The organism is Microbacterium sp. Marseille-Q6965 (assembly GCF_946151065.1).
In the GTDB taxonomy this organism is placed as follows: Bacteria; Actinomycetota; Actinomycetes; order Actinomycetales; family Microbacteriaceae; genus Microbacterium.
In genome coordinates, this window is the sequence record NZ_CAMGZA010000002.1 from 58,388 (window position 1) to 78,852 (window position 20,465).

General features: G+C 70.9%; 19 protein-coding genes. 10 read left to right on the plus strand and 9 right to left on the minus strand.

What is annotated here, in order from left to right; translation table 11 throughout:
* Positions 1 to 71: 71 nt before the first annotated feature.
* Entirely contained in the window at positions 72 to 1,088 is a 1,017-nt protein-coding gene (locus tag N8N77_RS06745) for a LacI family DNA-binding transcriptional regulator (protein ID WP_261165718.1), read from the minus strand.
* A 20-nt stretch (positions 1,089 to 1,108) separates the two neighbouring features.
* A complete protein-coding gene (locus N8N77_RS06750) occupies positions 1,109 to 2,740 on the minus strand; it encodes a glycoside hydrolase family 13 protein (protein WP_261165720.1) in 1,632 nt (543 codons plus the stop codon).
* A gap of 194 nt (positions 2,741 to 2,934) precedes the next feature.
* Here N8N77_RS06750 and N8N77_RS06755 point away from each other — a divergent pair, with 194 nt between their 5' ends.
* The 8 genes from N8N77_RS06755 (at position 2,935) to N8N77_RS06790 (ending at position 12,642) form a co-directional block, all read left to right on the plus strand.
* Positions 2,935 to 4,179 carry a maltose ABC transporter substrate-binding protein gene (locus N8N77_RS06755; protein WP_261165722.1) on the plus strand — a complete coding sequence of 415 codons (1,245 nt, stop codon included), beginning with the start codon at positions 2,935 to 2,937 and terminating at the stop codon, positions 4,177 to 4,179.
* Positions 4,180 to 4,260: 81 nt separating this feature from the next.
* Entirely contained in the window at positions 4,261 to 5,862 is a 1,602-nt protein-coding gene (locus N8N77_RS06760; RefSeq protein WP_261165724.1) for an ABC transporter permease subunit, read from the plus strand.
* A 1-nt stretch (position 5,863) separates the two neighbouring features.
* Positions 5,864 to 6,817 (plus strand): sugar ABC transporter permease, encoded by a 954-nt coding sequence (locus N8N77_RS06765; RefSeq protein ID WP_261165726.1) that lies wholly within the window; start codon positions 5,864 to 5,866, stop codon positions 6,815 to 6,817.
* A gap of 38 nt (positions 6,818 to 6,855) precedes the next feature.
* Positions 6,856 to 8,754: a glycoside hydrolase family 13 protein gene (locus N8N77_RS06770; protein WP_261165728.1), complete on the plus strand. Its 1,899-nt coding sequence runs from the start codon at positions 6,856 to 6,858 to the stop codon at positions 8,752 to 8,754.
* A complete protein-coding gene (locus N8N77_RS06775) occupies positions 8,751 to 9,539 on the plus strand; it encodes a hypothetical protein (RefSeq protein WP_261165729.1) in 789 nt (262 codons plus the stop codon). The genes N8N77_RS06770 and N8N77_RS06775 overlap by 4 nt, the downstream gene beginning before the upstream one ends.
* A gap of 144 nt (positions 9,540 to 9,683) precedes the next feature.
* Positions 9,684 to 11,399 carry a long-chain-fatty-acid--CoA ligase gene (locus N8N77_RS06780; protein ID WP_261165731.1) on the plus strand — a complete coding sequence of 572 codons (1,716 nt, stop codon included), beginning with the start codon at positions 9,684 to 9,686 and terminating at the stop codon, positions 11,397 to 11,399.
* A gap of 9 nt (positions 11,400 to 11,408) precedes the next feature.
* Positions 11,409 to 12,410 (plus strand): alpha/beta hydrolase, encoded by a 1,002-nt coding sequence (locus N8N77_RS06785; protein WP_261165732.1) that lies wholly within the window; start codon positions 11,409 to 11,411, stop codon positions 12,408 to 12,410.
* A 10-nt stretch (positions 12,411 to 12,420) separates the two neighbouring features.
* Positions 12,421 to 12,642 (plus strand): hypothetical protein, encoded by a 222-nt coding sequence (locus N8N77_RS06790; protein WP_261165733.1) that lies wholly within the window; start codon positions 12,421 to 12,423, stop codon positions 12,640 to 12,642.
* Here the strand turns inward: N8N77_RS06790 and N8N77_RS06795 are convergent.
* The 7 genes from N8N77_RS06795 to N8N77_RS06825 all read right to left on the minus strand — a co-directional run bounded on the left by N8N77_RS06795 (position 12,639) and on the right by N8N77_RS06825 (position 18,468).
* Positions 12,639 to 13,505, minus strand: a complete 867-nt coding sequence (locus N8N77_RS06795; RefSeq protein ID WP_261165735.1) for a MurR/RpiR family transcriptional regulator — start codon at positions 13,503 to 13,505, stop codon at positions 12,639 to 12,641. The genes N8N77_RS06790 and N8N77_RS06795 overlap by 4 nt on opposite strands.
* Positions 13,483 to 14,325: a phosphonate ABC transporter, permease protein PhnE gene (phnE, locus tag N8N77_RS06800; protein ID WP_261165737.1), complete on the minus strand. Its 843-nt coding sequence runs from the start codon at positions 14,323 to 14,325 to the stop codon at positions 13,483 to 13,485. The genes N8N77_RS06795 and phnE (N8N77_RS06800) overlap by 23 nt, the downstream gene beginning before the upstream one ends.
* Positions 14,322 to 15,119: a phosphonate ABC transporter, permease protein PhnE gene (gene phnE / locus N8N77_RS06805; RefSeq protein ID WP_261165739.1), complete on the minus strand. Its 798-nt coding sequence runs from the start codon at positions 15,117 to 15,119 to the stop codon at positions 14,322 to 14,324. The genes phnE (N8N77_RS06800) and phnE (N8N77_RS06805) overlap by 4 nt, the downstream gene beginning before the upstream one ends.
* Positions 15,116 to 15,943 (minus strand): phosphonate ABC transporter ATP-binding protein, encoded by an 828-nt coding sequence (gene phnC / locus N8N77_RS06810; RefSeq protein ID WP_261165740.1) that lies wholly within the window; start codon positions 15,941 to 15,943, stop codon positions 15,116 to 15,118. The genes phnE (N8N77_RS06805) and phnC overlap by 4 nt, the downstream gene beginning before the upstream one ends.
* A gap of 23 nt (positions 15,944 to 15,966) precedes the next feature.
* The gene (locus tag N8N77_RS06815; RefSeq protein ID WP_261165741.1) at positions 15,967 to 16,971 is read right to left on the minus strand and encodes a PhnD/SsuA/transferrin family substrate-binding protein; all 1,005 of its coding nucleotides are present in this window, start codon (positions 16,969 to 16,971) and stop codon (positions 15,967 to 15,969) included.
* An 8-nt stretch (positions 16,972 to 16,979) separates the two neighbouring features.
* A complete protein-coding gene (locus tag N8N77_RS06820; protein ID WP_261165743.1) occupies positions 16,980 to 17,684 on the minus strand; it encodes an HAD family hydrolase in 705 nt (234 codons plus the stop codon).
* Between the two features lie 175 nt (positions 17,685 to 17,859).
* The gene (locus tag N8N77_RS06825) at positions 17,860 to 18,468 is read right to left on the minus strand and encodes an amino acid deaminase (RefSeq protein WP_261165745.1); all 609 of its coding nucleotides are present in this window, start codon (positions 18,466 to 18,468) and stop codon (positions 17,860 to 17,862) included.
* Between the two features lie 188 nt (positions 18,469 to 18,656).
* On the opposite strand from N8N77_RS06825, the gene N8N77_RS06830 reads away from it, so the two are divergent.
* Positions 18,657 to 19,580, plus strand: coding sequence for a hypothetical protein (locus tag N8N77_RS06830; RefSeq protein ID WP_261165747.1), 924 nt, complete (start codon positions 18,657 to 18,659; stop codon positions 19,578 to 19,580).
* Between the two features lie 281 nt (positions 19,581 to 19,861).
* Positions 19,862 to 20,374, plus strand: coding sequence for a hypothetical protein (locus tag N8N77_RS06835; protein WP_261165748.1), 513 nt, complete (start codon positions 19,862 to 19,864; stop codon positions 20,372 to 20,374).
* Positions 20,375 to 20,465 lie beyond the last annotated feature (91 nt).

Below are 20,465 nucleotides of genomic sequence, written 5' to 3' on the forward strand. Positions count from 1 at the left end.
CGCCACGGAGAACGCGGCGCTGTATCGAGCCTAGCAGTCGCGGCCGAGCACGCGCGCCGCGGCGGATTGCGTCAGGTGCGGGGCCGCGCGGTCGAGCGCCGCACGCGCAGCTCGTACGGCAGCGGGGTGTCGGCGGGCGCGGCCTCGTCGACGCTCGGCTCGAGCTGCATCAGCAGGATGTCGACCGCCCGGGCTCCCTGCGTGCGCGGGAACTGCGCGACGGTCGTCAGGCCGAAGAACTCGGCCAGGTCGTGATCGTCCACGCCGGCGATCGAGACGTCGCCCGGCACGTCGAGGCCGAGGTCGCGGGCCGCGAGCATCGCGCCGAACGCCATCTCGTCGGAGGCGGCGAAGATCGCCGTCGGCCGATCACGCCGCGGCGCCCCGAGCAGCTGCTTGGCCGCGGCGTAACCGCCCTGCACCGTGAAGTCCGCCTGCGCGATGAGGCCCGGTTCCGGATCGAGCCCCGCGTCCGCGAGAGCCTGCTGCCAGCCGCGCAGTCTCTTGTCGGGCATGTGGAAGTCGAGGTCCGACGCGCGGTCGCCACCGATGATGCCGATGCGGCGGTGGTCCAGGCCGATGAGGTGCTCCGTGGCGAGCCGGGCCACGGCGACGTCGTCGATCATGAGCGTGGGCACCCCCGGAATGGGGCCTCCCACACCGACGTGCGGCTTGCCGATGGCGCGCAGGCTGCCGAGCTCGGCGTCGGTGAGCTCGAGCGCCACGGCGATCACGGCGTCGACCCGCTGGCGCAGCAGGAACTGCTCGAACACCATCGCCCGCTCGCCGTCGTGCCCGGCGAGGTTGTAGAGGGTCACGTCGTAGCCGGCGTGCATGAGCCGCTGCTGCGCGCCCTCCAGTACCGAGGAGAAGTACCACCGTCCGAGGAACGGCAGCACGATGCCCACGTTGCGGGTGCGGCCGCTGGCGAGGCTCGACGCCGCCTGGGAGACGACGTACCCGAGCTCGCGCGCTGCCTGGAGCACCCGCTCGCGGGCGGCCTCGGACACGTGGCCGCGCCCGGACAGGGCGCGCGAGACGGTGGCGGTGGACACCCCCGCCAGTCGCGCCACCTCGGCGATGCTCACGCCCCGGCCCGTCCCGATCGTCACGCGCGGACGAGCCAGGCGGCGGTGTCGGTCGGGATCTCGCCCTCGACCGGCCCGCTGCCGATGAGCACGCGGAGGCCCTCCGGCACCGGCACGGGGGAGGCGCCGAGGTTGGCGATGACGGTGACGGCTCCATTGCGGAAGGCGAGGGCGCCCTCCGGGGCGCTGTCGACCCACTCGAATCGTCCGTCGCCCAGGTCCTGCTCGCCGCGCAGGCGCAGCAGCTCCCGGTACAGGCTCAGGGTCGAGTCGGGGTCGGGCGCCTGCGCGTCGCGCGCCAGCCGCGCCCACTCGGGCGGCTGCGGCAGCCACGAGGCGCCCGTCGTGCTGAAGCCGTACGCCGGAGCCTGCCCCTCCCACGGAATCGGAACGCGGCAGCCGTCGCGCCCGTAGCGTTCGCCGTCGGTGCGGAACCAGGTGGGGTCCTGTCGGGCCTCGTCGGGGAGGTCGATGACCTCGGGCAGTCCCAGTTCCTCACCCTGGTACAGGTACGCCGATCCGGGCAGCGCGAGCATCAGCGTGGTGGCGGCGCGGGCGCGGCGCAGACCGACGACGGGGTCGGGCTTGCCGGGCGAGGCCGGGCCGATGCCGTGCCCCTGCGGGTGGTCGGCGCCCAGCGCGAGCCGGGACGCGTGCCGGATGACGTCGTGATTCGACAGCACCCAGGTGGTCGGCGCGCCCACGCCGCCGAAGGCGCGGAACGACTCGTCGATCACCTCGCGCAGCTGCGCGGCGTCCCAGTCGGCCATGAGGTATGGGAAGTTGAACGCCTGGTGCATCTCGTCCGGGCGCACCCACAGCGCGGTCTCCTCGGCGGTGGGCATCCATGCCTCGGCGCAGAGCGCGCGGTCGCCGGGGTACTCGGCGAGCAGGCGGTGCCAGTCCCGGTAGATCTCGTGCACGCCCTCCTGCCCCCAGTACGGCACCGGCTCGTTGCCGCCCATCGAGTCGGTGTCCTCCGGCGGCATGTAGTCGGGCAGCTCGTCGTGCTTGACGAGGCCGTGTGCCACGTCCACGCGGAAGCCGTCGACGCCGCGGTCGAGCCAGAAGCGCAGGATGCGGCGGAACTCCTCGCGCACCTCCTCGTTCGCCCAGTCGAAGTCGGGCTGCGAGGAGTCGAACAGGTGCAGGTACCACTGACCGGGCCGGCCATCGGCCTCCGTGACGCGCGTCCAGGCAGGGCCGCCGAACACCGACTGCCAGTTGTTCGGCGGCAGCTCACCGTGCTCGCCCTTGCCGTCGCGGAACATGTAGCGCGCGCGCTCGCGGCTGCCGGGGGCCGCGGCGAGCGCGGCCTGGAACCACGGGTGCTGGTCCGAGGAGTGATTCGGGACGAGGTCCACGATCACCCGGATGCCGCGCTCGTGCGCCGCCGCCAGCATGTCGTCGAAATCCGCGAGCGTGCCGAACAGGGGGTCGACGTCGCAGTAGTCCGCCACGTCGTACCCGGCGTCCTTCTGGGGCGACGTCATGAACGGCGAGAGCCAGATCGCGTCGATGCCGAGGTCCCTCAGTGCATCCAGGCGGGAGGTCACGCCCGGCAGGTCGCCGACCCCGTCGCCGTTCGCGTCGGCGAACGAGCGCGGGTAGATCTGGTAGATCACGGCGGTGCGCCACCATTCGGAAGTCATGCGTGCACTCTAGGGGAATGGCCGGATTTCTGGAAACGCTTGCAGGCAAGTTGCTCGCACCCGGGCGGATCACGGATCCATATCGACGCGGTTTCGGCCCGAGCAGACGTTTGCGCATCCGGTTTGCGCATGTCACGCTGTAACCGCTTGCAGAATCCGGCGACGGCGCCGGGCCGAATCAGAAGGGCACACCAATGAAGGTGATCACCAAGGGCCGCGGCATCGCGGCTTTCGCGGTCGTGGCGGCGCTGGGCCTGACGGGCTGCTCCAGCGGGCAGTCCGGCGACGCGCCCTCGGACGGCGGCGGCGAGGCGACCTCCACCCTCACGGTCTGGGTCGACGCCGATCGCGCCACCGTGCTGAAGGACGCCGCGGAGGCGTTCCAGGACGAGACGGGCGTGAAGGTCGACCTCGTCCAGAAGGACTTCGGTGAGATCCGCGACCAGTTCGTCGCGCAGGTTCCCACCGGCAAGGGGCCCGACATCGCGGTGGGCGCGCACGACTGGCTGGGCACGCTCGTGACCAACGGTGTCGTCGCCCCCATCGAGCTCGGCGACAAGGCGGCGGAGTTCGAGAAGGTGGCCACCGACGCCTGGACCTACGACGGCAAGGTCTACGGCGTCCCGTACTCGATCGAGAACATCGCGCTCGTGCGCAACACCGCCCTCGCCCCGGAGGCGCCCGCCACGTTCGACGAGATGGTGCAGATGGCCGACGCCGCGGGCACGGAGTACAAGGTGCTCGTCGGTCTCGACCCCGCCGCGGGCGACCCGTACCACCTGTACCCGTTCCAGACCTCGTTCGGTGCACCCGTGTTCGGCACCAACGCCGACGGCACCTACAACGCGGACGACCTGCAGATCGGCAACGACGGCGGCAAGGCCTTCGCGGCCTGGCTCGCGCAGCAGGGCGCCGCGGGCGTGTTCAACCCCAACATCGACGGCGACCTCGCGCGCGAGAACTTCAACGCCGGCAAGGCCCCCTTCTTCCTCACCGGCCCCTGGAACGTGCCGTCCGCGCAGGAGGCGGGGCTCGACGTGGCCGTCGACCCGATCCCGGCTCCCGGCCCCAACCCGGCGCAGCCGTTCGTCGGCGTGCAGGGCTTCTTCCTGAGCGCCAAGAGCGAGAACGTCGTGGCCGCGACGAACTTCCTCACCAACTACGTCGGATCGGAGGAGGTGCAGACCGCGCTGTACGAGGTCGGCGGTCGTGCGCCGGCCCTCACCGCGGCGTTCGAGGCCGCCGTGGCGGACGACCCCATCGTCGCCGGGTTCGGTCAGGTCGGCGCGCAGGCGGTGCCCATGCCGAGCATTCCGGAGATGGGCGCGGTCTGGGAGTTCTGGGGCGTGACCGAGACGGCGATCGTCAAGGGGGAGGGCGACCCGGCGCAGCTGTGGCAGAAGATGTCCGACGACATCGCCGCGGCCGTCAACGGCTGATCGGAGCACGAAACGACCGGGTGGCGGCCGTCGCCGCCACCCGGTCGCCTCCCGACACGTCCCTCGGCTCAGGAGACCCGCATGACCTCGGCCCCACTCGCCACCCGTGAGCGCGCCTCGCGCCGCGCCGCCCGCATCGCCGAAGCCGCCGGCGGCGGCTGGAAGCTCGTGCTCCTCAAGATCCTCGTGCTCGGCGTCGTCGACGCGCTCGCCGTGTACGCCGCGCTCGTGCTCTTCGCCGCGAGTGATGTCGTCGTCGGAGCGATCGTGGTGCTCGCCGCCATCGTCGTCAACGTCATCTACTTCCGTCGCGGCGGCCTGCCGCCGAAGTACCTGGCGCCGGGGCTCATCTTCCTGCTCGTCTTCCAGATCTTCGTCGTCCTCTACTCGGGGTACGTCGCCTTCACGAACTACGGCACGGGGCACAACAGCACCAAGGAGGACGCCGTCGAGGCGATCCTGCTGCAGAACCAGGAGCGTGTTCCCGACTCGCCGTCCTACCCGCTCACGGTGGTCGAGGGTTTCGGCGGAGAGCTGTCGTTCCTCGTCACCACGCCCGACGGAGACGCGCTGCTGGGAGGCGCCGAGCGCCCCCTCGAGCCCGTGCCCGATGCCACGTTCGAGGGTGACAGGGCCGTCGCGGCCCCCGGGTACACCTCGCTCGACCTGCAGGGTCTGCTCGCGCGGCAGAACGACATCGCCTCCCTCGCCGTGCCGGTCAGCGACGACCCCAACGAAGGCACGCTGCGCACACAGGACGGCCTCACGGCGTTCTCGTACGTGTCGCGCTACGCCTACGACGCCGAGGCGGAGACGATGACCGACACCCAGGGCGGTGAGGTGTACACCGACCGAGGGACGGGCGCGTTCGTCGCGGAGGACGGCACCGAACTGCTGCCCGGGTGGCGCATCAACGTCGGCTTCGACAACTTCGTGCGCGCCTTCGGCGACGAGTCGATCCGTGGCCCCTTCCTCGGGGTGACCGTGTGGACGTTCGCGTTCGCGTTCCTGTCGGTGGCGACGACGTTCCTGCTGGGGCTCTTCCTCGCCGTCGTCTTCAACGATCCGCGCATGCGCAGCCGCCGGTACTACCGCGTCATCATGATCCTGCCGTACGCGTTCCCCGGGTTCCTCTCGGCGCTCGTGTGGGCGGGCATGCTCAACCAGGAGTTCGGGTTCGTCAACACGGTGCTCTTCGGGGGCGCCGAGATCCCGTGGCTGACGAACGAGTGGCTCGCCAAGCTGAGCATCCTCACGGTCAACCTCTGGCTCGGGTTCCCCTACATGTTCCTCGTCACGACGGGGGCGCTGCAGTCCATCCCCGACGAGCTCAGCGAGGCCGCCCAGATGGACGGCGCGACGCCGTTCCAGGCGTTCCGCATGATCAAGATGCCGCTGCTGCTCGTCTCGGTCGCACCGCTGCTGATCTCGTCGTTCGCGTTCAACTTCAACAACTTCAACCTCATCTACATGCTCACCGGCGGAGGTCCGCGCGACGTCGATGCGGGCATCAACGTCGGCAGCACCGACATCCTGATCTCGATGGTGTACAAGGTGGCGTTCGTCGGCGCGAACCGCGACTACGGTCTGGCGAGCGCGTTCTCGATCATCATCTTCATCCTGGTCGCGACCATCTCGGTCATCGCGTTCCGGCGCACGAAGACGCTCGAGGAGCTGAACTGACATGAGCGACATCACGATCACCCGCGACCTCGCGCAGAACGCGCCCGGCGCCACGCGACTGCTCACGACCGTGCCGGAGGGCGGGGCTCCCCATCCGAAGCGGCCGTTCCGGGTGTGGTTCCGCCAGACCGGGTGGCGGCACATCGTCGGCGTCGCGATGCTCGTCTTCGCCGCGTTCCCGCTGCTCTACGTGCTCTCGGCATCGCTCAACCCGGGCGGCACGCTGATGACCGCCAACTCCCTGTTCTCGAACGTCAGCCCCGGCAGCTACGTGGAACTGTTCCAGCGGCCTCAGCAGCCGTACGCCGCATGGTTCCTCAACACCCTCGTGATCGGTCTGACCTCGGCGGCGGGAACCGTGCTGCTCGGCGCGCTCGCCGCGTACGCGTTCTCGCGCATGCGGTTCACGGGGCGGCGCTTCGGGCTGATCACCCTGCTGCTCGTGCAGATGTTCCCGCAGCTGCTGGCGATGGTCGCCATCTTCCTGCTCATGTCGGCGATCGACGAGATCTTCCCCGGTTTCGGGCTGAACAGCCAGATCGGCCTGATCATGGTGTACCTGGGGGGCGCGCTGGGCGTGAACACGTATCTCATGTACGGCTTCTTCAACACCGTGCCGTCGTCGATCGACGAGGCCGCCAAGCTGGACGGCGCCGGCCACGCGCGCATCTTCTTCACGATCATCCTGCGGCTCGTCGCGCCCATCCTCGCCGTCGTCGGGCTGCTGTCGTTCCTCGGCACGATGAGCGAGTTCGTCATCGCATCGGTCATCCTCGTCGATCCCGAGAAGCAGACGCTGGCGGTGGGTCTGTACCAGTTCATCTCGCAGGAGACCTCCCGCAATTGGAGCGTGTTCGCCGCCGGCGCCGTGTTGGCCGCCATCATCCCGGTGGCGCTGTTCCTCGCGCTGCAGCGTTTCATCGTCGGCGGCCTCACCGCCGGTGCCGTAAAGTGAGCGCCCCGCTCCGTCCCCGTCGCGCTGAAAGGACCGCCATGCCGCTGCCCCACCACGACGGCTCGCCGCTGTACGTGTCGAACGCCGCCCCCGAACTCGGCGAGCAGGTGCACGTGCGCCTGCGGGTGCCGCAGGGCTACGGCCCGCTCCGCGAGGTGCGCACGCGCTCCAACCCGGATCACGAGCCCGAGTGGACCGAGGCCGTGCGGATCGGTGAGGCGGACGGCTGGGAGTGGTGGGAGGCGCCCGTCACCGTGCGCAACCGGCGCCACGGTTACCGGTGGCTGCTCGTGCACGAGTCGGGCGAGGCGGAATGGCTGAACCAGACCGGACTGCACCGCATCGAGACCCTCGACGCCGAGGACTTCGCGCTCGTGGCCTATCCCGCCCCGCCCACGTGGCTCAACGACGCGGTGATGTACCAGATCTTCCCCGACCGCTTTGCGCGCTCGGCCTCCGCAGACGAGCGGGAGGTCCCGGACTGGGCCATTCCCGCCGCGTGGGACGATCCGGTCGATCCCGTCATGCCGGCCCGCAGCCAGCAGTTCTACGGCGGCGACCTCGACGGCATCGTCGAGCGTCTCGACCATCTCGAGCGCCTGGGCGTCGACCTCATCTACCTCACCCCGATCTTCCCGGCCGCCTCCAACCACCGCTACGACGCGTCGAGCTTCGACCGCGTGGACCCGCTGCTGGGCGGGGACGAGGCCTATGTGCGGCTCATCGAAGCCGCACACGCGCGGGGCATGCGGGTCATCGGCGACCTCACGAGCAACCACTCGGGGGACCGGCACGAGTGGTTCCGGTCGGCGCACGGCAACCCCGGCGCGCCGACGGAGACCTTCTATTACTTCCGCGACGCCAACAACACCGAGTACGAGTCGTGGCTGGGCACACCCACGCTGCCCAAGTTCGACTGGTCGTCGGCCGAGCTGCGGCGTCGCTTCATCACCGACGACGACTCGGTGGTGGCGCGGTGGCTGAAGCCACCCTTCGGGATCGACGGATGGCGCATCGACGTGGCGAACATGACGGGCCGCCTCGGCGACATCGACCTCAACGGCGAGGTACGCCGGCTGCTGCGCGAGACGATGCTGCGGATCAATCCGGACGCGGTCCTGCTCGGGGAGTCCACCAACGACGCCGCCAGCGACCTGCAGGGCGACGGCTGGCACGGCGCGATGACCTACCCGCCGTTCACGCGGCCGCTGTGGGGGTGGCTCAGCCAGCCGACCGGGCAGGCGTACCTCGACGCCGACGGCGAGGAACGCACGGAGCCGTGGTTCTTCGGGCAGCCGCTCGGCGGCATCCCGCGCTACACCGCCCGCGAGTTCGTCGCGGCGATGACCCGCTTCACGGCCGGGATCCCGTGGCGCGTGCGGCTGGGCAGCATGCAGGCCCTCGACACCCACGACACCGCCCGCTTCGCCACGAACGCTCCGCCGGACGTGGTGCCCGTGGCGGTGGGGCTGTCGATGACGCTGCCGGGCGTGCCGGTGCTGTTCGCCGGTGACGAGTTCGGGCTCGTCGGCGCGGACGGCGAGAGTGCGCGCACACCGATCCCCTGGGGCAGCGAGGACCAGCCCGAGATCGCCGCGCGCCTGGAGCTGTACCGCGACCTGATCGCGCTGCGGCGCGAGCACCCCGCGCTCGCCACGGGCGGGCTGCGCATCATCGGCGTGGCCGACGACGGCTTCGCGTTCGTCCGGGAGTCGGCGGACGAGACGGTCCTCGTCGTGGCCGCGTCCGGTCCGTTCTCGGCCGAAATCGACGAGGCGACGGTGCCGGGGATCGGCAGCGCCACCCGCCGCTACGGCGACCTCGAGATCGAGAACGGCTCGGTGCGGGCGGACGGTCCGGCCTTCGCCGTCTGGACGCTGCCCGGCGTCGCCGCCCCGGGTGTCGGCGCGAGCGAGCCGGGGCCGGGCACCGCGTGAGCCGAGGGAGCGGGCGGTACGAGGAGCGCATCGCCGCGCTCGCCGCCGCCGTGCGGGAGCACCCGGACCTGGTCGGTCTCGTGCTGCTCGGGTCGGCGTCCGACGACGCGGCCGCGAGGCGCGATGAGTGGTCTGATCACGACTTCTTCGCCCTCGTCCGCGAGGGAGCGGGGCCCCGCGTGCGCCCCGACCTCGATTGGCTGCCCGACCGCGACGAGCTCGTGCTGACGGCTCGCGAGGGTGAGATCGGCTTCGCCGCGGTGTATGCCGACGGCCACGTGTTCGAGTTCGCGGTGGCCGAGACGGGTGAGCTCGGCGGCGCGCTCGTGAACGAGGCGACCGTGCACGTCGACGACCCCGCGGCCTCGGTCGCCGCCCTCGTCGCGCGCGGCCGCGAGAACGCGGCCGCCGCCGACCGGATCGATCCCGCCAACGAGGCGCGCCTCGTGCTCGTCAAGCTGCTCATCGGCGTCGGTCGCGTGCGCCGGGGCGAGGTGCTCGTGGGCGGCCAGATGATCCGAGGATGGGCCGTGCAGGCGCTCGCGCGCGCCATCCGCGGGCGGTTCCCGGAGCGGTCCAGCGCGGCCCGAGACCGTAACGACGCGCTGCGCCGGTTCGAGCACGACTTCCCCGAATGGGGGGAGCGCATCGCCGGGGCGCTCGTGCTGCCCGCGGAGGACGCGGCGCGGGCACTGTTCTCGATCGCGCGCGACGCCCTCGATGACGGGTGGCCCGGATTCCCGCGTGCGGCCGCCGCCGCCGTCGCGCGGCGCCTGGGCTGGTAGGCCGATCGGGCGGCGAGCCGCAAGGGCTTGACCCTGTGGTGGATGCGGCCGAGCCTGGCGGTACTGCAGACCGACAGCCGCCGGCGTCGGCATCGCCCCCGCCGTGGTGTGGCGGGCGCCCCGCCGGCCGAGGAAGGAGGCGCCGTGGAGGCATCGCATCCGTGGAGCGACCGGCCGTGGACCGCACAGTACGCGCAGGGCGTGCCCGATGACATCGGGGAGGTGACCGAGTCGCTCGTCGACATGATGGCGCGCAGCGTGCGCGCATACCGGCGCCGGCCCGCCCTGGTGTTCTTCGGTGCGACGACCGACTACCGCGAGCTCGGCGAGCGGATCGAGCGGGCGGCGGAGGGGCTGCGCCGACTCGGTGTGCGCAAGGGGGATCGTGTGGCACTCGTGCTGCCGAACTGCCCCCAGCACGTGGTGGCCTTCTACGCGGTGCTGCGCCTGGGCGCGATCGTCGTCGAGCACAACCCGCTCTACACCCCGCGGGAATTGCGCCACCAGTTCGAGGATCACGAGGCGCGGGTCGCGGTCGTCTGGGACAAGGCGTGCGACGCCGTCGCGGAACTGCCGCGGGACGCGCGGCCGCGCACGATCGTCTCCGTCGACCTCACGGAGGAGCTGCCGCTCGGCCGCCGGCTCGCCCTGCGGCTGCCCGTCAAGAAGGCGCGGGAAGCGCGCCAGCGGCTCACTGCTCGGCCGAGGGCGCGCGGGCTGGTGCCGTGGCGCCGGCTCGTCTCGGGCCGACGGCTCTCGCGGCGGCACCCGCGACCTGCGGTGGACGACATCGCGCTGCTGCAGTACACGAGCGGAACGACGGGCGACCCCAAGGGCGTGATCCTCACCCACCGCAACCTGCGCGCCAACGCGATGCAGGGGCGCGCATGGGTGCCCGGCCTGCGCGAGGGCGAGGAGACCTTCTACGGTGTGCTGCCGCTGTTCCATGCGTACGGGCTCACGCTGTGCCTCACCTTCGCCATGAGCATGGGCGCCAAGCTCGTGCTCTTCCCCACCTTCGACGTCGGTCTCGTCGCCGACGCCGCCAAGGCGGACCCGCCCACGTTCCTGCCGGCGGTGCCGCCCATCTACGACGCGCTCGCGCGCGCGGCCGGGCAGGGCGCGATCGATCTGTCGACCGTCCGCTTCGCCATCTCCGGCGCCATGAGCCTGCCGCTGGCAACCGTGCGGCGCTGGGAAGAGGCCAGCGGCGGTCTGCTGGTCGAGGGATACGGCATGACCGAGAGCTCTCCCGTCGCGCTCGGCAACCCCATGGGGCCCACGCGGCGTCCGGGAACGGTCGGCGTGCCCTTCCCCGGTACCGAGATCCGCGTCGTCTCGCCCGACGACCCCGCCACCGACGTGCCCGCGGGGGAGCGCGGCGAACTGCTCGTGCGCGGTCCGCAGGTCTTCTCGGGATACTGGCGGCGTCCCGACGAGACGGCGCAGACGTTGCTGCCCGGCGGCTGGGCGCGCACGGGCGACATCGTCACGGTGGCCGAGGACGGCTTCGTCACGGTGGTGGACCGCATCAAGGAGCTCATCATCACGGGCGGGTTCAACGTGGCCCCGCGCGAGGTGGAGGAGACGCTCGAGGCCCACCCCGATGTGGAGGCGGCCGCCGTGGTCGGCCTGCGGCGCCCTGACGGCGCCGAGCAGGTGGCGGCAGCCGTCGAGGTGCGTGAGGGGCGGACCTTCGACGCCGCGGCGCTGCGCGACTACTGCCGCACGCATCTTGCCGCCTACAAGGTGCCCCGCCGCATCGTGCAGATGGACCGGCTGCCGCGCTCGCTCGTCGGAAAGGTGCTGCGGCGCGAGGTCCGGGAGCGCATGGCGGGGGAGGAGGCACGGCGACCGTAGGCTGGCCGCATGTCGGAAGCGTGGCGGCCGGACGTCCTGGGAGCGGGATTCGAGCAGCGGACGCTGCCGCTCGGTACCGACTCCGAGGGCGAGGTCGTCGCCACGCTCGTGCGGCACCTGCCGCGAGGGCTGCGCCGCGCCGGCGAGCTCCGTGACGTCGATGTGCTGTACGTGCACGGGTGGTCGGACTACTTCTTCCAGCGCCGGCTCGCACGGTTCTGGGCGGACCGCGGCGCCCGATTCTTCGCGCTCGACCTGCGCAAGTACGGCCGCAGCCTGCGCCACGGCCAGCGGCTGGGGTTCGTCGCCGACCTCGCCACCTACGACGAGGACATCGAGGCGGCCCTCGAGGCGATGGGAGACCGTCGCGGCCGCCGGCTGGTGCTCTTCGGGCATTCCACCGGTGGCCTGACGCTCAGCCTGTGGGCTGCCCGCCACCGGGAGCTCGTCGACGCGCTCGTGCTGAACGCGCCCTGGCTGGAGTTCCAGTTCGGCTTCGTCGGGCGGGCCGCGCTCGCCCCCGCGCTCGGGCTCGGCGCCCGGTTCCGCCCCCATGATCCCGTGCCGCAGGTCGACCTCGGCTTCTACTCGCGCGCACAGGAGGCCGCCGCCGACCCCGACGACCCGATGGAGCCCGATCCGCGCTGGCGCCCGCACATCTCGGCCCCCGCCTCGACGGCGTGGCTCGACGCCGTGCTCGCCGGGCACGCGACCGTCGCCCGCGGGCTGGAGCTGGCGGCGCCCGTGTGCGTGCTGCTCTCGGCACGCAGCATCCTGCCCACGAGGTGGTCTGATGAGCTGAGCACGGTCGACACGGTGCTGCAGGTCGACGCCATCGCGCGCGCGGCGCTGAAGCTCGGCGCATCGGTGACCGTGGAGCGGATCGCCGGCGCGCTGCACGACGTCTTCATCTCCCACAGGGAAGCTCGCGACGAGGCCTATGCGCGGCTGGACCGGTGGACCGACGGGTACCTGTCAAGGGACTCCCGGCGAGGCGGCGCGCGCCCGTAGCGTGGCACGCATGATCAACGCATCGCATCAGACCCCCGGGACGGATGAGACCGGCATGACCGAGGACGAGAAGCGGCGCGACCAGCTGCTGGCCGCCCCCGATGCCGTCGAGGAGGACGCGGCGCCCCGCATCGACGTGACCGAGCGCGACGGCGTCACGCGGATCGACGTGCGCGACGACGCCGCGGTGCGCCCCGGCGGCGTCGACGACGAGACCGAGGAGCCGGCCTAGGACTCGCGGATCGAGGAGCCGAGCACCTCGAGCGCCGCGGCACGGGCATCTCGACCCCGGTCGCCGCGGCGCGTCAGGAGAGCATCGACGAGGGCCTCGCTGACGAGCATCAGGGCTGCCCGGGAGGTGTGCAGCAGCTCATCCTGGAACGTGTCGTTCACCGACGGCACGATGAGCGCGGTGTCGGCGATCTCCGTCACGGCGGACTGTGCGAACGACGTGATAGCCAGCACCCGGCCGCCGCCCGCCCGAGCCGCCCCCATCGTCGCCAGCGTCGTCTCATTCGCCCCCGAACCGGAGACCACGAGGCACACCGCGTCCGGGCCGAGCTGCCGAGCGGCGATCCGCTGGGCGAGCGCATCGGACAGATGCTCGGCCGGGCGCCCGGCCGCATTGAGGCGCAGTGCCAGGTCGAGCCCGAGCGGCGAGGAGAGGCCGTTGGCGACGACGAGCACGCGCGTGGCCCGGTCGAGGGCCCCCACCACGTCCTGCAGGGCCTCCTCCGTGAGGCCCGAGAGGCTGTGGCCGAGCCGGGCCGCGAAGCGTTCCGCCGAGGCCCGCAGCCCGCCGAGGATCGTGCCGTCGGCCAGCAGCGCCGCGTCGGTCGTGCGCAGGGCCAGGTCGCGGGCTGCGGCGACACGCAGCTGCGGGTAGCCCTCGTATCCGAGGGCCTGCGCCGTGCGAACCACCGTGGCACGGCCGACGCCGATCGCGTCGGCGGCCTCCTGGGCCGTGCGCTCCACGGCGGTGCCCAGGTCGTTCGCGATCGCCTCGGCCACCCGCCGCTCGCCCGGGTGCAGCGACGGCGCCAGGGCCGTGATCCGCGCCGTCAGCGGTGCGTCAGCGGATCCGGTCCATGCCACGAGCCCTGGCCCCTTCCATGATCCGGCGGCGGAGCGCACCGGAGACCGCGTCGATGAGCATCGTCGCGACGATCACCACGATCAACAGCATGCCCACCGTGCTCCACTCACGGTAGTTGGTGTAGTTCGACAGCATCGATCCGATGCCGCCGGCGCCCACGAGGCCCAGAACGGCAGAGGTGCGGATGTTGATCTCGAAGCGGTAGAGCGCGAACGACATCAGCGACGGCAGCGCGGCCGGCCACAGCGCCCAGCGGACCACCGCGACGCGTCCGCCGCCCGCGGCGCGCACCGCCTCCGCCGCGCCATCGCTGAGCGACTCGATCGTCTCGTACACCCACTTGCCCTGGGTGCCGATGCCGGCGATGCCCAGCGCAAGCGCACCCGTGAACGGCGTGAGTCCCGTGACCGTGAGCAGGATGAGCGCGATGATCACCTCGGGCACGGCACGGATGACGGCGAACACCGCCCGCAGGGCGTGACGCAGCCAGGCCGGGCCCACATCGCGCGCGGCGAACATGCCCAGCGGCACCGACAGAGCCACGCACAGCAGCGCGCCGAGCCAGGCCATCGAGATCGAGCGCCACATCTCGAACAGGGCGCGCCCCAACCGCTCCCCGTCCGGGTTCTCGAACATGAGCACGGCGTACTCCCACGACGCCCGCGGCAGGTCGAGCAACCGCGCCCAGTTGGCGTCGAGACCGGCCGCGGCGGCGAGGAGGATCCCGCCGGCCAGCACGGCCGCGATCGTCTCCCGCCGGCGCGACGGCGGCTTCGGCAGGTCGAGCGACGGCGGCGCCTGCAGCATCGTTGCGGTCATGTGAGCCTCCGACGCAGCAGGCTGGAGAGGAGCTCGATGAGGATCACCACGACGAGGATCTCGAGGATGATCACCGACACGTCGTCGTAGGCGTAGAAGCCGAAGCGCTCGTCGAGGAGCCGGCCAATCCCACCCGCGCCGACGATGCCGAGGATGGCCGAGATGCGCACGTTGAGCTCGAGCGTGTAGAGCCACTGGTTGGCGAACAACGGCAGGTTCTGCGGGATGGAGAGCGCCCGATTCAGGCGGCCCTGCGTCGCTCCGGCCGCACGACCGGCCTCGAGGTAGGGATGGTCCGCGGAGTCGATCGCCTCGGAGACGAGCTTCACGACGATCCCGAGGTCGAACAGGAACAGCGTGAGCAGACCGGGCAGGGCACCGACGCCCACGAGCGCCACGAGGATCGTCGCGTAGACGAGATCGGGGACGGAGCGCACGACGTTGATGACGGCGCGCACAGCGCGACGGGTGACGCCGTTCGGGTTCGTCGGCCGCGCCGCCCACAGCGTCAGCGGCACCGACACGAGCGCGGCGGCGGCAGCGCCGACGACGGCCATCTGCAGCGTCTCGAGCATGGGCTGAAGCGTGCGCGGCAGGAAGGCGAGATCGGGCTGCAGCAGCTGCGCCATCTTGTTCGCGCCGTTGCGCCAGTTCTTCGCGATCGCCGCCAGGTCGATCTCCACGCCGCCGATGGCGGGCAGGCACGTGAGCAGCGTGAACACGGCGAAGGCGGCGATCACGAGGGCGGTGCGCGGCCACGTGCGCGGCCGCGGCGGCAGGGCGATCGCCGTCACGAGGTCGCCCCGAGGCGGTCCTGCGGTTGGATGCGGCGGCCGTAAATCTCCTCGAAGTCGGCGTCCGTCGCGGCCGCGGCCGGGCCGTCGTACACGAGCTCGCCGGCACGCAGGCCGATCATGCGGGTCGTGTAGTCGCGAGCCAGATCCATCAGATGCAGGTTGACGAGCACCGTCAGCCCCCGCTCGATGCCGATGCGCTCGAGCTCGGCCATCACGGCGTGCGCCGTGGGCGGGTCGAGGCTCGCCACGGGCTCGTCGGCCAGCATCACCTGCGGCTGCTGCGACAGTGCCCGGGCGATGGCGACGCGCTGCTTCTGCCCGCCCGAGAGCGAGCCGGCGCGTGTCCACACCTTGTCGAGCATGCCGACCGCCTCGAGGGCACGCAGGGCGATCTCGCGGTCTTCCGCGGTGGGCACGCCGAGGAGAGATCGCAGGGCGCTCGCGCGGGCGAACCGGCCGACGAGCGTGTTGCGGTACACGTCCACGCGCTCGGCCAGGTTGAAGCCCTGGAAGATCATGCCGACGTGGCCGCGCAGCTCGCGCAGGCGCCGCCCGCCGAGGCCCGACACGGTGTACGGGCCGACCTGCACCGTACCCCCGGTCACGGGGACGAGGCCGTTGATGGTCCGGATCAGCGTTGACTTGCCTGAGCCGGACAGGCCGACGATCGAGACCATCTCGCCCGGGGCGATCGAGAGCGACACGTCGCGCAGCGCGGCCGTGCCGTTGGGATAGGTGACCGACACCCCGTCGAGGTGGATCGGCCAGGAGGCGGAGGCCGGGACGAGCCCGGCCTCCGCAGTGCGCGCGTCGGATGTCATGCGCTCATCGCTCCCGGAAGGGGTCAGCCCTGGAACTGCGCGAGGATCTCGCCGTAGCGGGTGATCTCCTCCCCGGCCGTGTCGGCGGTCCAGTCGCTCAGGCCCACGAGGTCGAACATGACCGTGGCGGCCTCCTCGGAGGAGTCGGCGTAGTCGTCCAGCAGGGTCGTCAGCTCCTCGACGAGGTCGTCGGGCAGCGAGCTCGATGCGGCGACGCCGCCGTTCGGGATCATCTCGGTGTAGGCGAAGGCCACGGCCTTCTCGGCGATGTCCGGCACCTCCGAGGTGACGGTCGTGCGGGCGTCCCAGTAGGCGAAGCCGACCTCGGCGTCGCCGTTGGCGACCGCGAGCACGGCGTTGTTGTTGCCCTCGACGGGGATCTGCTCGATGTCGGCGTCGGTGTCGATGCCGGCCTCCCGCATCGCGACGACGGGGTACTGGTAGCCGGCGGGCGAGGTCGCCGCCTGCAGCGCCACCTTCGCACCGGAGACCTTTTCGAACGCCTCCACGCCCACGGGGCCCTGGCCCGCGGCCGAGGCCCCGGCCTCCTCCAGGCCGTTGCAGTACGACAGCTCGATGCCGCTCGCGTCGTACGTGGCCATCACGGGCTCGTCGTCGCAGTACTTGTCGGGGTTGTTCGTGTAGGCCACGGCGGCGTACGAGGTGGCTCCGAAGCGCACATCGCGCAGGATGAGCTCGGCGTCGTACTGCTCGATGGCGTTGTAGAGCGAGCCGGCGTCCGTGATGATCACCTGGGCCTGGTCGGCGCCGAGCGCCTCGACGGTGGCGGCGTAGTTGTTGGCGACGACGCCCTCGACCTCGATGCCAAGGCCCTCCGAGAGGTAGGCGGTGAGGGGCTCGAGCGCCTCCGCGAGGTCCTCGCCCTCGACGGACGGGACGAGCGACAGCGTGATCGACTCGGGCCACTCGGTGGCGGCGTCGGCCGTCGTGTCGTCGGAGGACGCGCAACCGGCGAGTCCGAGGGCGAGCGTCGCGATGGCTCCCGACGCGATCAGGGTCTTGCGCATGGAGGGGTTCACCTTTCGAGGGGGTGGCCCGTGCCGGGCAGCACGGGGGTCTGCGCGTCGGCCCGGCGGGCCCACGCGAGGATCTGCGGGGAGAGCTCGGCGAGGGTCGCCGCGCGCATCGTGACCTCGGCGGCGGAGCCGGCGGCGGTGGCGCCCACGAGCGCCGTATCGGCGCCCAGAGCGGCGGCCGGGGCCAGGTCGTTCTCGACGATGTCGCCGATCGACAGAACGGGTCCGCGCGCCAGTGCCTCCCGGACGATCGGGTCGAGGCCGGCGGGCTTGCCGCTGTCGTAGCGCAGCTCGTCGAAGTGTTCGCGCACGCCCCAGCGCTCCAGCAGCGCCTCGACGCCGAGCGCGGGCGCGTTGGTCGCGAGCACGACGCGGGTCGAGGCCGGCAGCTGCTCGAGCAGTTCGGGAAGCCCGGGTGCCATGTCGACCGTCGCGTCGGGCGCGCCCAGGGCCGCGCGGCTGGCGAGGTACGCCTCCTGCACGCCGATCGGGTCGAGACCCGACTCCGCCGCCAGCGTGCCGACCACGTCGTAGCCGTCGCGGAAGCGCGGCTCGGCGCCCTCGTCGAACGCCGCGATCGTCCGCTCGACGAGCGCGAGGTAGTCCGCTCCGAGCCGGCGAGCCGCCGCACGGGCGTAGGCCAGCACGGCCCCGTTGCCGACGGCGACGGTGCCGTCGAAGTCGAACACCAACGTCGCGGTCACCGCCACTCCTCTCATCGCACGAACGATGCGTCCACGCTATGAGTGACTGGTGGACGGAATGGTCACGAGGAGATGAACATCAGGTGACGGGTCGGACGGCGGCCGATCGAAACCCGCGGCACGCGCGGCAGTCCGATCCGCGGCGTCAGGGCCGCCGCCCCGCTCGGTCTCCGGGTCAGGCCAGGGCGAGTGCGGCGTTCCAGCGCAGCCGGGGCGCGTCGTCCGCGGCCTCGCGTGCGAACGCCGCCGCATCCGCGACCGGGAAGACGGTGACCAGACGCATGCCCGCACCCTCGTCCACGCCGTAGCAGAGCACGCCGGATCCGTCCGCGGTAGCCGTGACGACGGCGCGCGTCGGCACGTCGCCGACGCTCACGTCGACGACCTCGACCGCGTCTGCAGGAGGGCTGAGCAGGAGGGGCAGCGCGGCGGCCGTGACGCGCTCGAGCGGGGTGTGCGCCGCGCTGTCTCCGAGACGGAACGCCGAGTCGGGCAGCCCCAGCGCGCGCGCGAGCACGCCGTCGTTCCAGCGGTCGCTCTTGTAGCCGTAGGGCGTGAGCACCTCGGAGAAGAAGTAGCCGTACACGTGCACCACGCCTGCATTGCCCACCGGAAACTCCGCCGCGATCCCGGCGGCCCGGTGCAGCGCATCGAACAGCTCGCGCGTGATCACGGGCGTTCCGACGTTCTCGTCAACGACCGTGGAGTGGCCCCAGAGCTCGAGCCGCCCGGCACGCGCGTCGTCGCGCACGCAGCGCAGCGCGGTCTCGAGGCCGTCTGTCACCGGTAGTTGACGAACTGGAGGTCGATGATCGACGCTCGTTGGCCGGGATGGCGTTGTCATGCTGACCTGGGTTTTTCTCGTTGGTGGCAGTTGGCACGCGTTGGCGCTCGTCGGTACTTCTGCGGACTCTCTGCGGACTCGCGCATACTCACTGCGTCGCGCAGTGCATCTCGGAGTACCGTCGCGTCATGGATTTCACTCCGACCTACGAGCGGAAGCCAACACCCGAGGATGAGGGTACCGACTGGCTGTACATCCTCCCCGGTAAGGGGCGGAAGCAGCATCGCGTCGAGATTTCGGTGGTCCCCGACAAAGCGCACAAGATCCGCATTCAGCATGTCGATCGTGACATGGGCGGGAAGACCGAGTGGGTTCCGATCGGGCGAGCGAAGGTGCCCTGGGCACTACGCGACGACTATCTCGCCACTGAGGAATGCTGGGACAAGCTTGCGAGCCATATGCCACCCACCGCGCAGAGCGACGTTGCCGGAGTGCTGATCTCGATCTACCTGAACGAGCGAGTTGCCAAACCGGTGGGGAACGGTGGCACCGGCATCCTCGAGGTGCATGACGCGGAGGCTCTCCAACGCGCCTGTGGAGTGACCGAGGCTGAACTCATCAGTCACCCGGATACCTTCATCGACGGATCGATATACGTTCCTTGGCCGCTTACAGAGAAGGTCGTCGCGGGGCTGTGCCGCAGAGAGCCGCACCACGCGGTCCAGCTTCTGGCGGAGTGGAACCGGCTCGAAGAGGAGAAGTCGCTTAAGCGGGCGCGCGATGGCGATCCCTGGTGGCTCGACGATGCTCGCGAAGGTGATCGTTACGCGAGGCGGCTCCAGCAGTGGGATGAGCGTAACGCTGAGACCATTCGATATCTGAGGACGCTCCTTGGGGGAGGATCCCCGGACCTCGCAGAGGATTTCCTCACGCTGAGGCGTATGTACCTGGACCTGGTGCGTCTGATGCCGGCCGCCACGAGCCGCATCCGCATGGTCAGGGCTCAGGTGTCCGAGAATCTCGCTGCCGAGATCGAGGCTCTAGTTGAGCGGCCACTGCCGGCGAGTGCGCACTTGCTGGGCGCAGACCAGGCACCCGAGAACGGCACATGAACGAGGACAACTGGATGACGGAGTATGAGCTAGCGGAACTCGGGAGCGAAGCTTGGCACTCTCCAACGCCTTCGGTACGAGCGGAAGGTGTACCCCTTCTGCAAGGTGCCCGGTACGCGCACCTTCCGGTACAAGCGGGACGAGATCAACGCCATCATCGAGGCCGTCCGAGTTCAGGTTCGCCAATGACCGCTCTTGGGGCGTCGCTGCTGGCTTGGTAAGGCCCGTGGTCCTCCTGAGGGAGATTATGGTGCGACTGGCACCGCACTACGCTCGTCCGCATGGATGCTGACGTATGGGCGGTCCTAGTCGCTGTGCTGGCTGTCGGAGTGTCAGCGTTCTTCGCCTGGCGCTCGAATCGAATCGCAGACGCCGCACGCCGCGAGGCTCGAGCAGCGAACGAGAATGCTGAGAGGGCCCTCGACCTGCAGGCGCGAATCGACGCACGCGCGGTGGAGTTCCGCGAGGTGACATGGAGCGGCCGATGGATCGAGCCCGCTTCCGCTGACGAGGTGCTTCAGTTTGAACTCACAAACACGGGGCTGACTCCGGCGCACAACGTCACGTTGATCCTGGACGAGCTTGTGCACGACGACGTGCAGGGCTTCCGTGCGGAGGTATTTCGATTCGACGTGATCTACCCGAGCTCGTCCGCCCGCGCGCCGCTGGCACACCTGACAGCAGACGACGTGATCTACGCGTCGTCGTTCCGTGGCAAGCACTTCCGCGTGCACTGGAGCAGCCCGCTGGGGAAAGCCTCCGAGTACTCTCATCCTCGACTGCAGATCGGTTGATCGCGCTCACCATGGACTCTCTCGAGCACGCCACCCAGCGCTGTCCGTCGTGTGGGGTGACCATGCGGCCCGGCCGTGACGGTGACGTGTG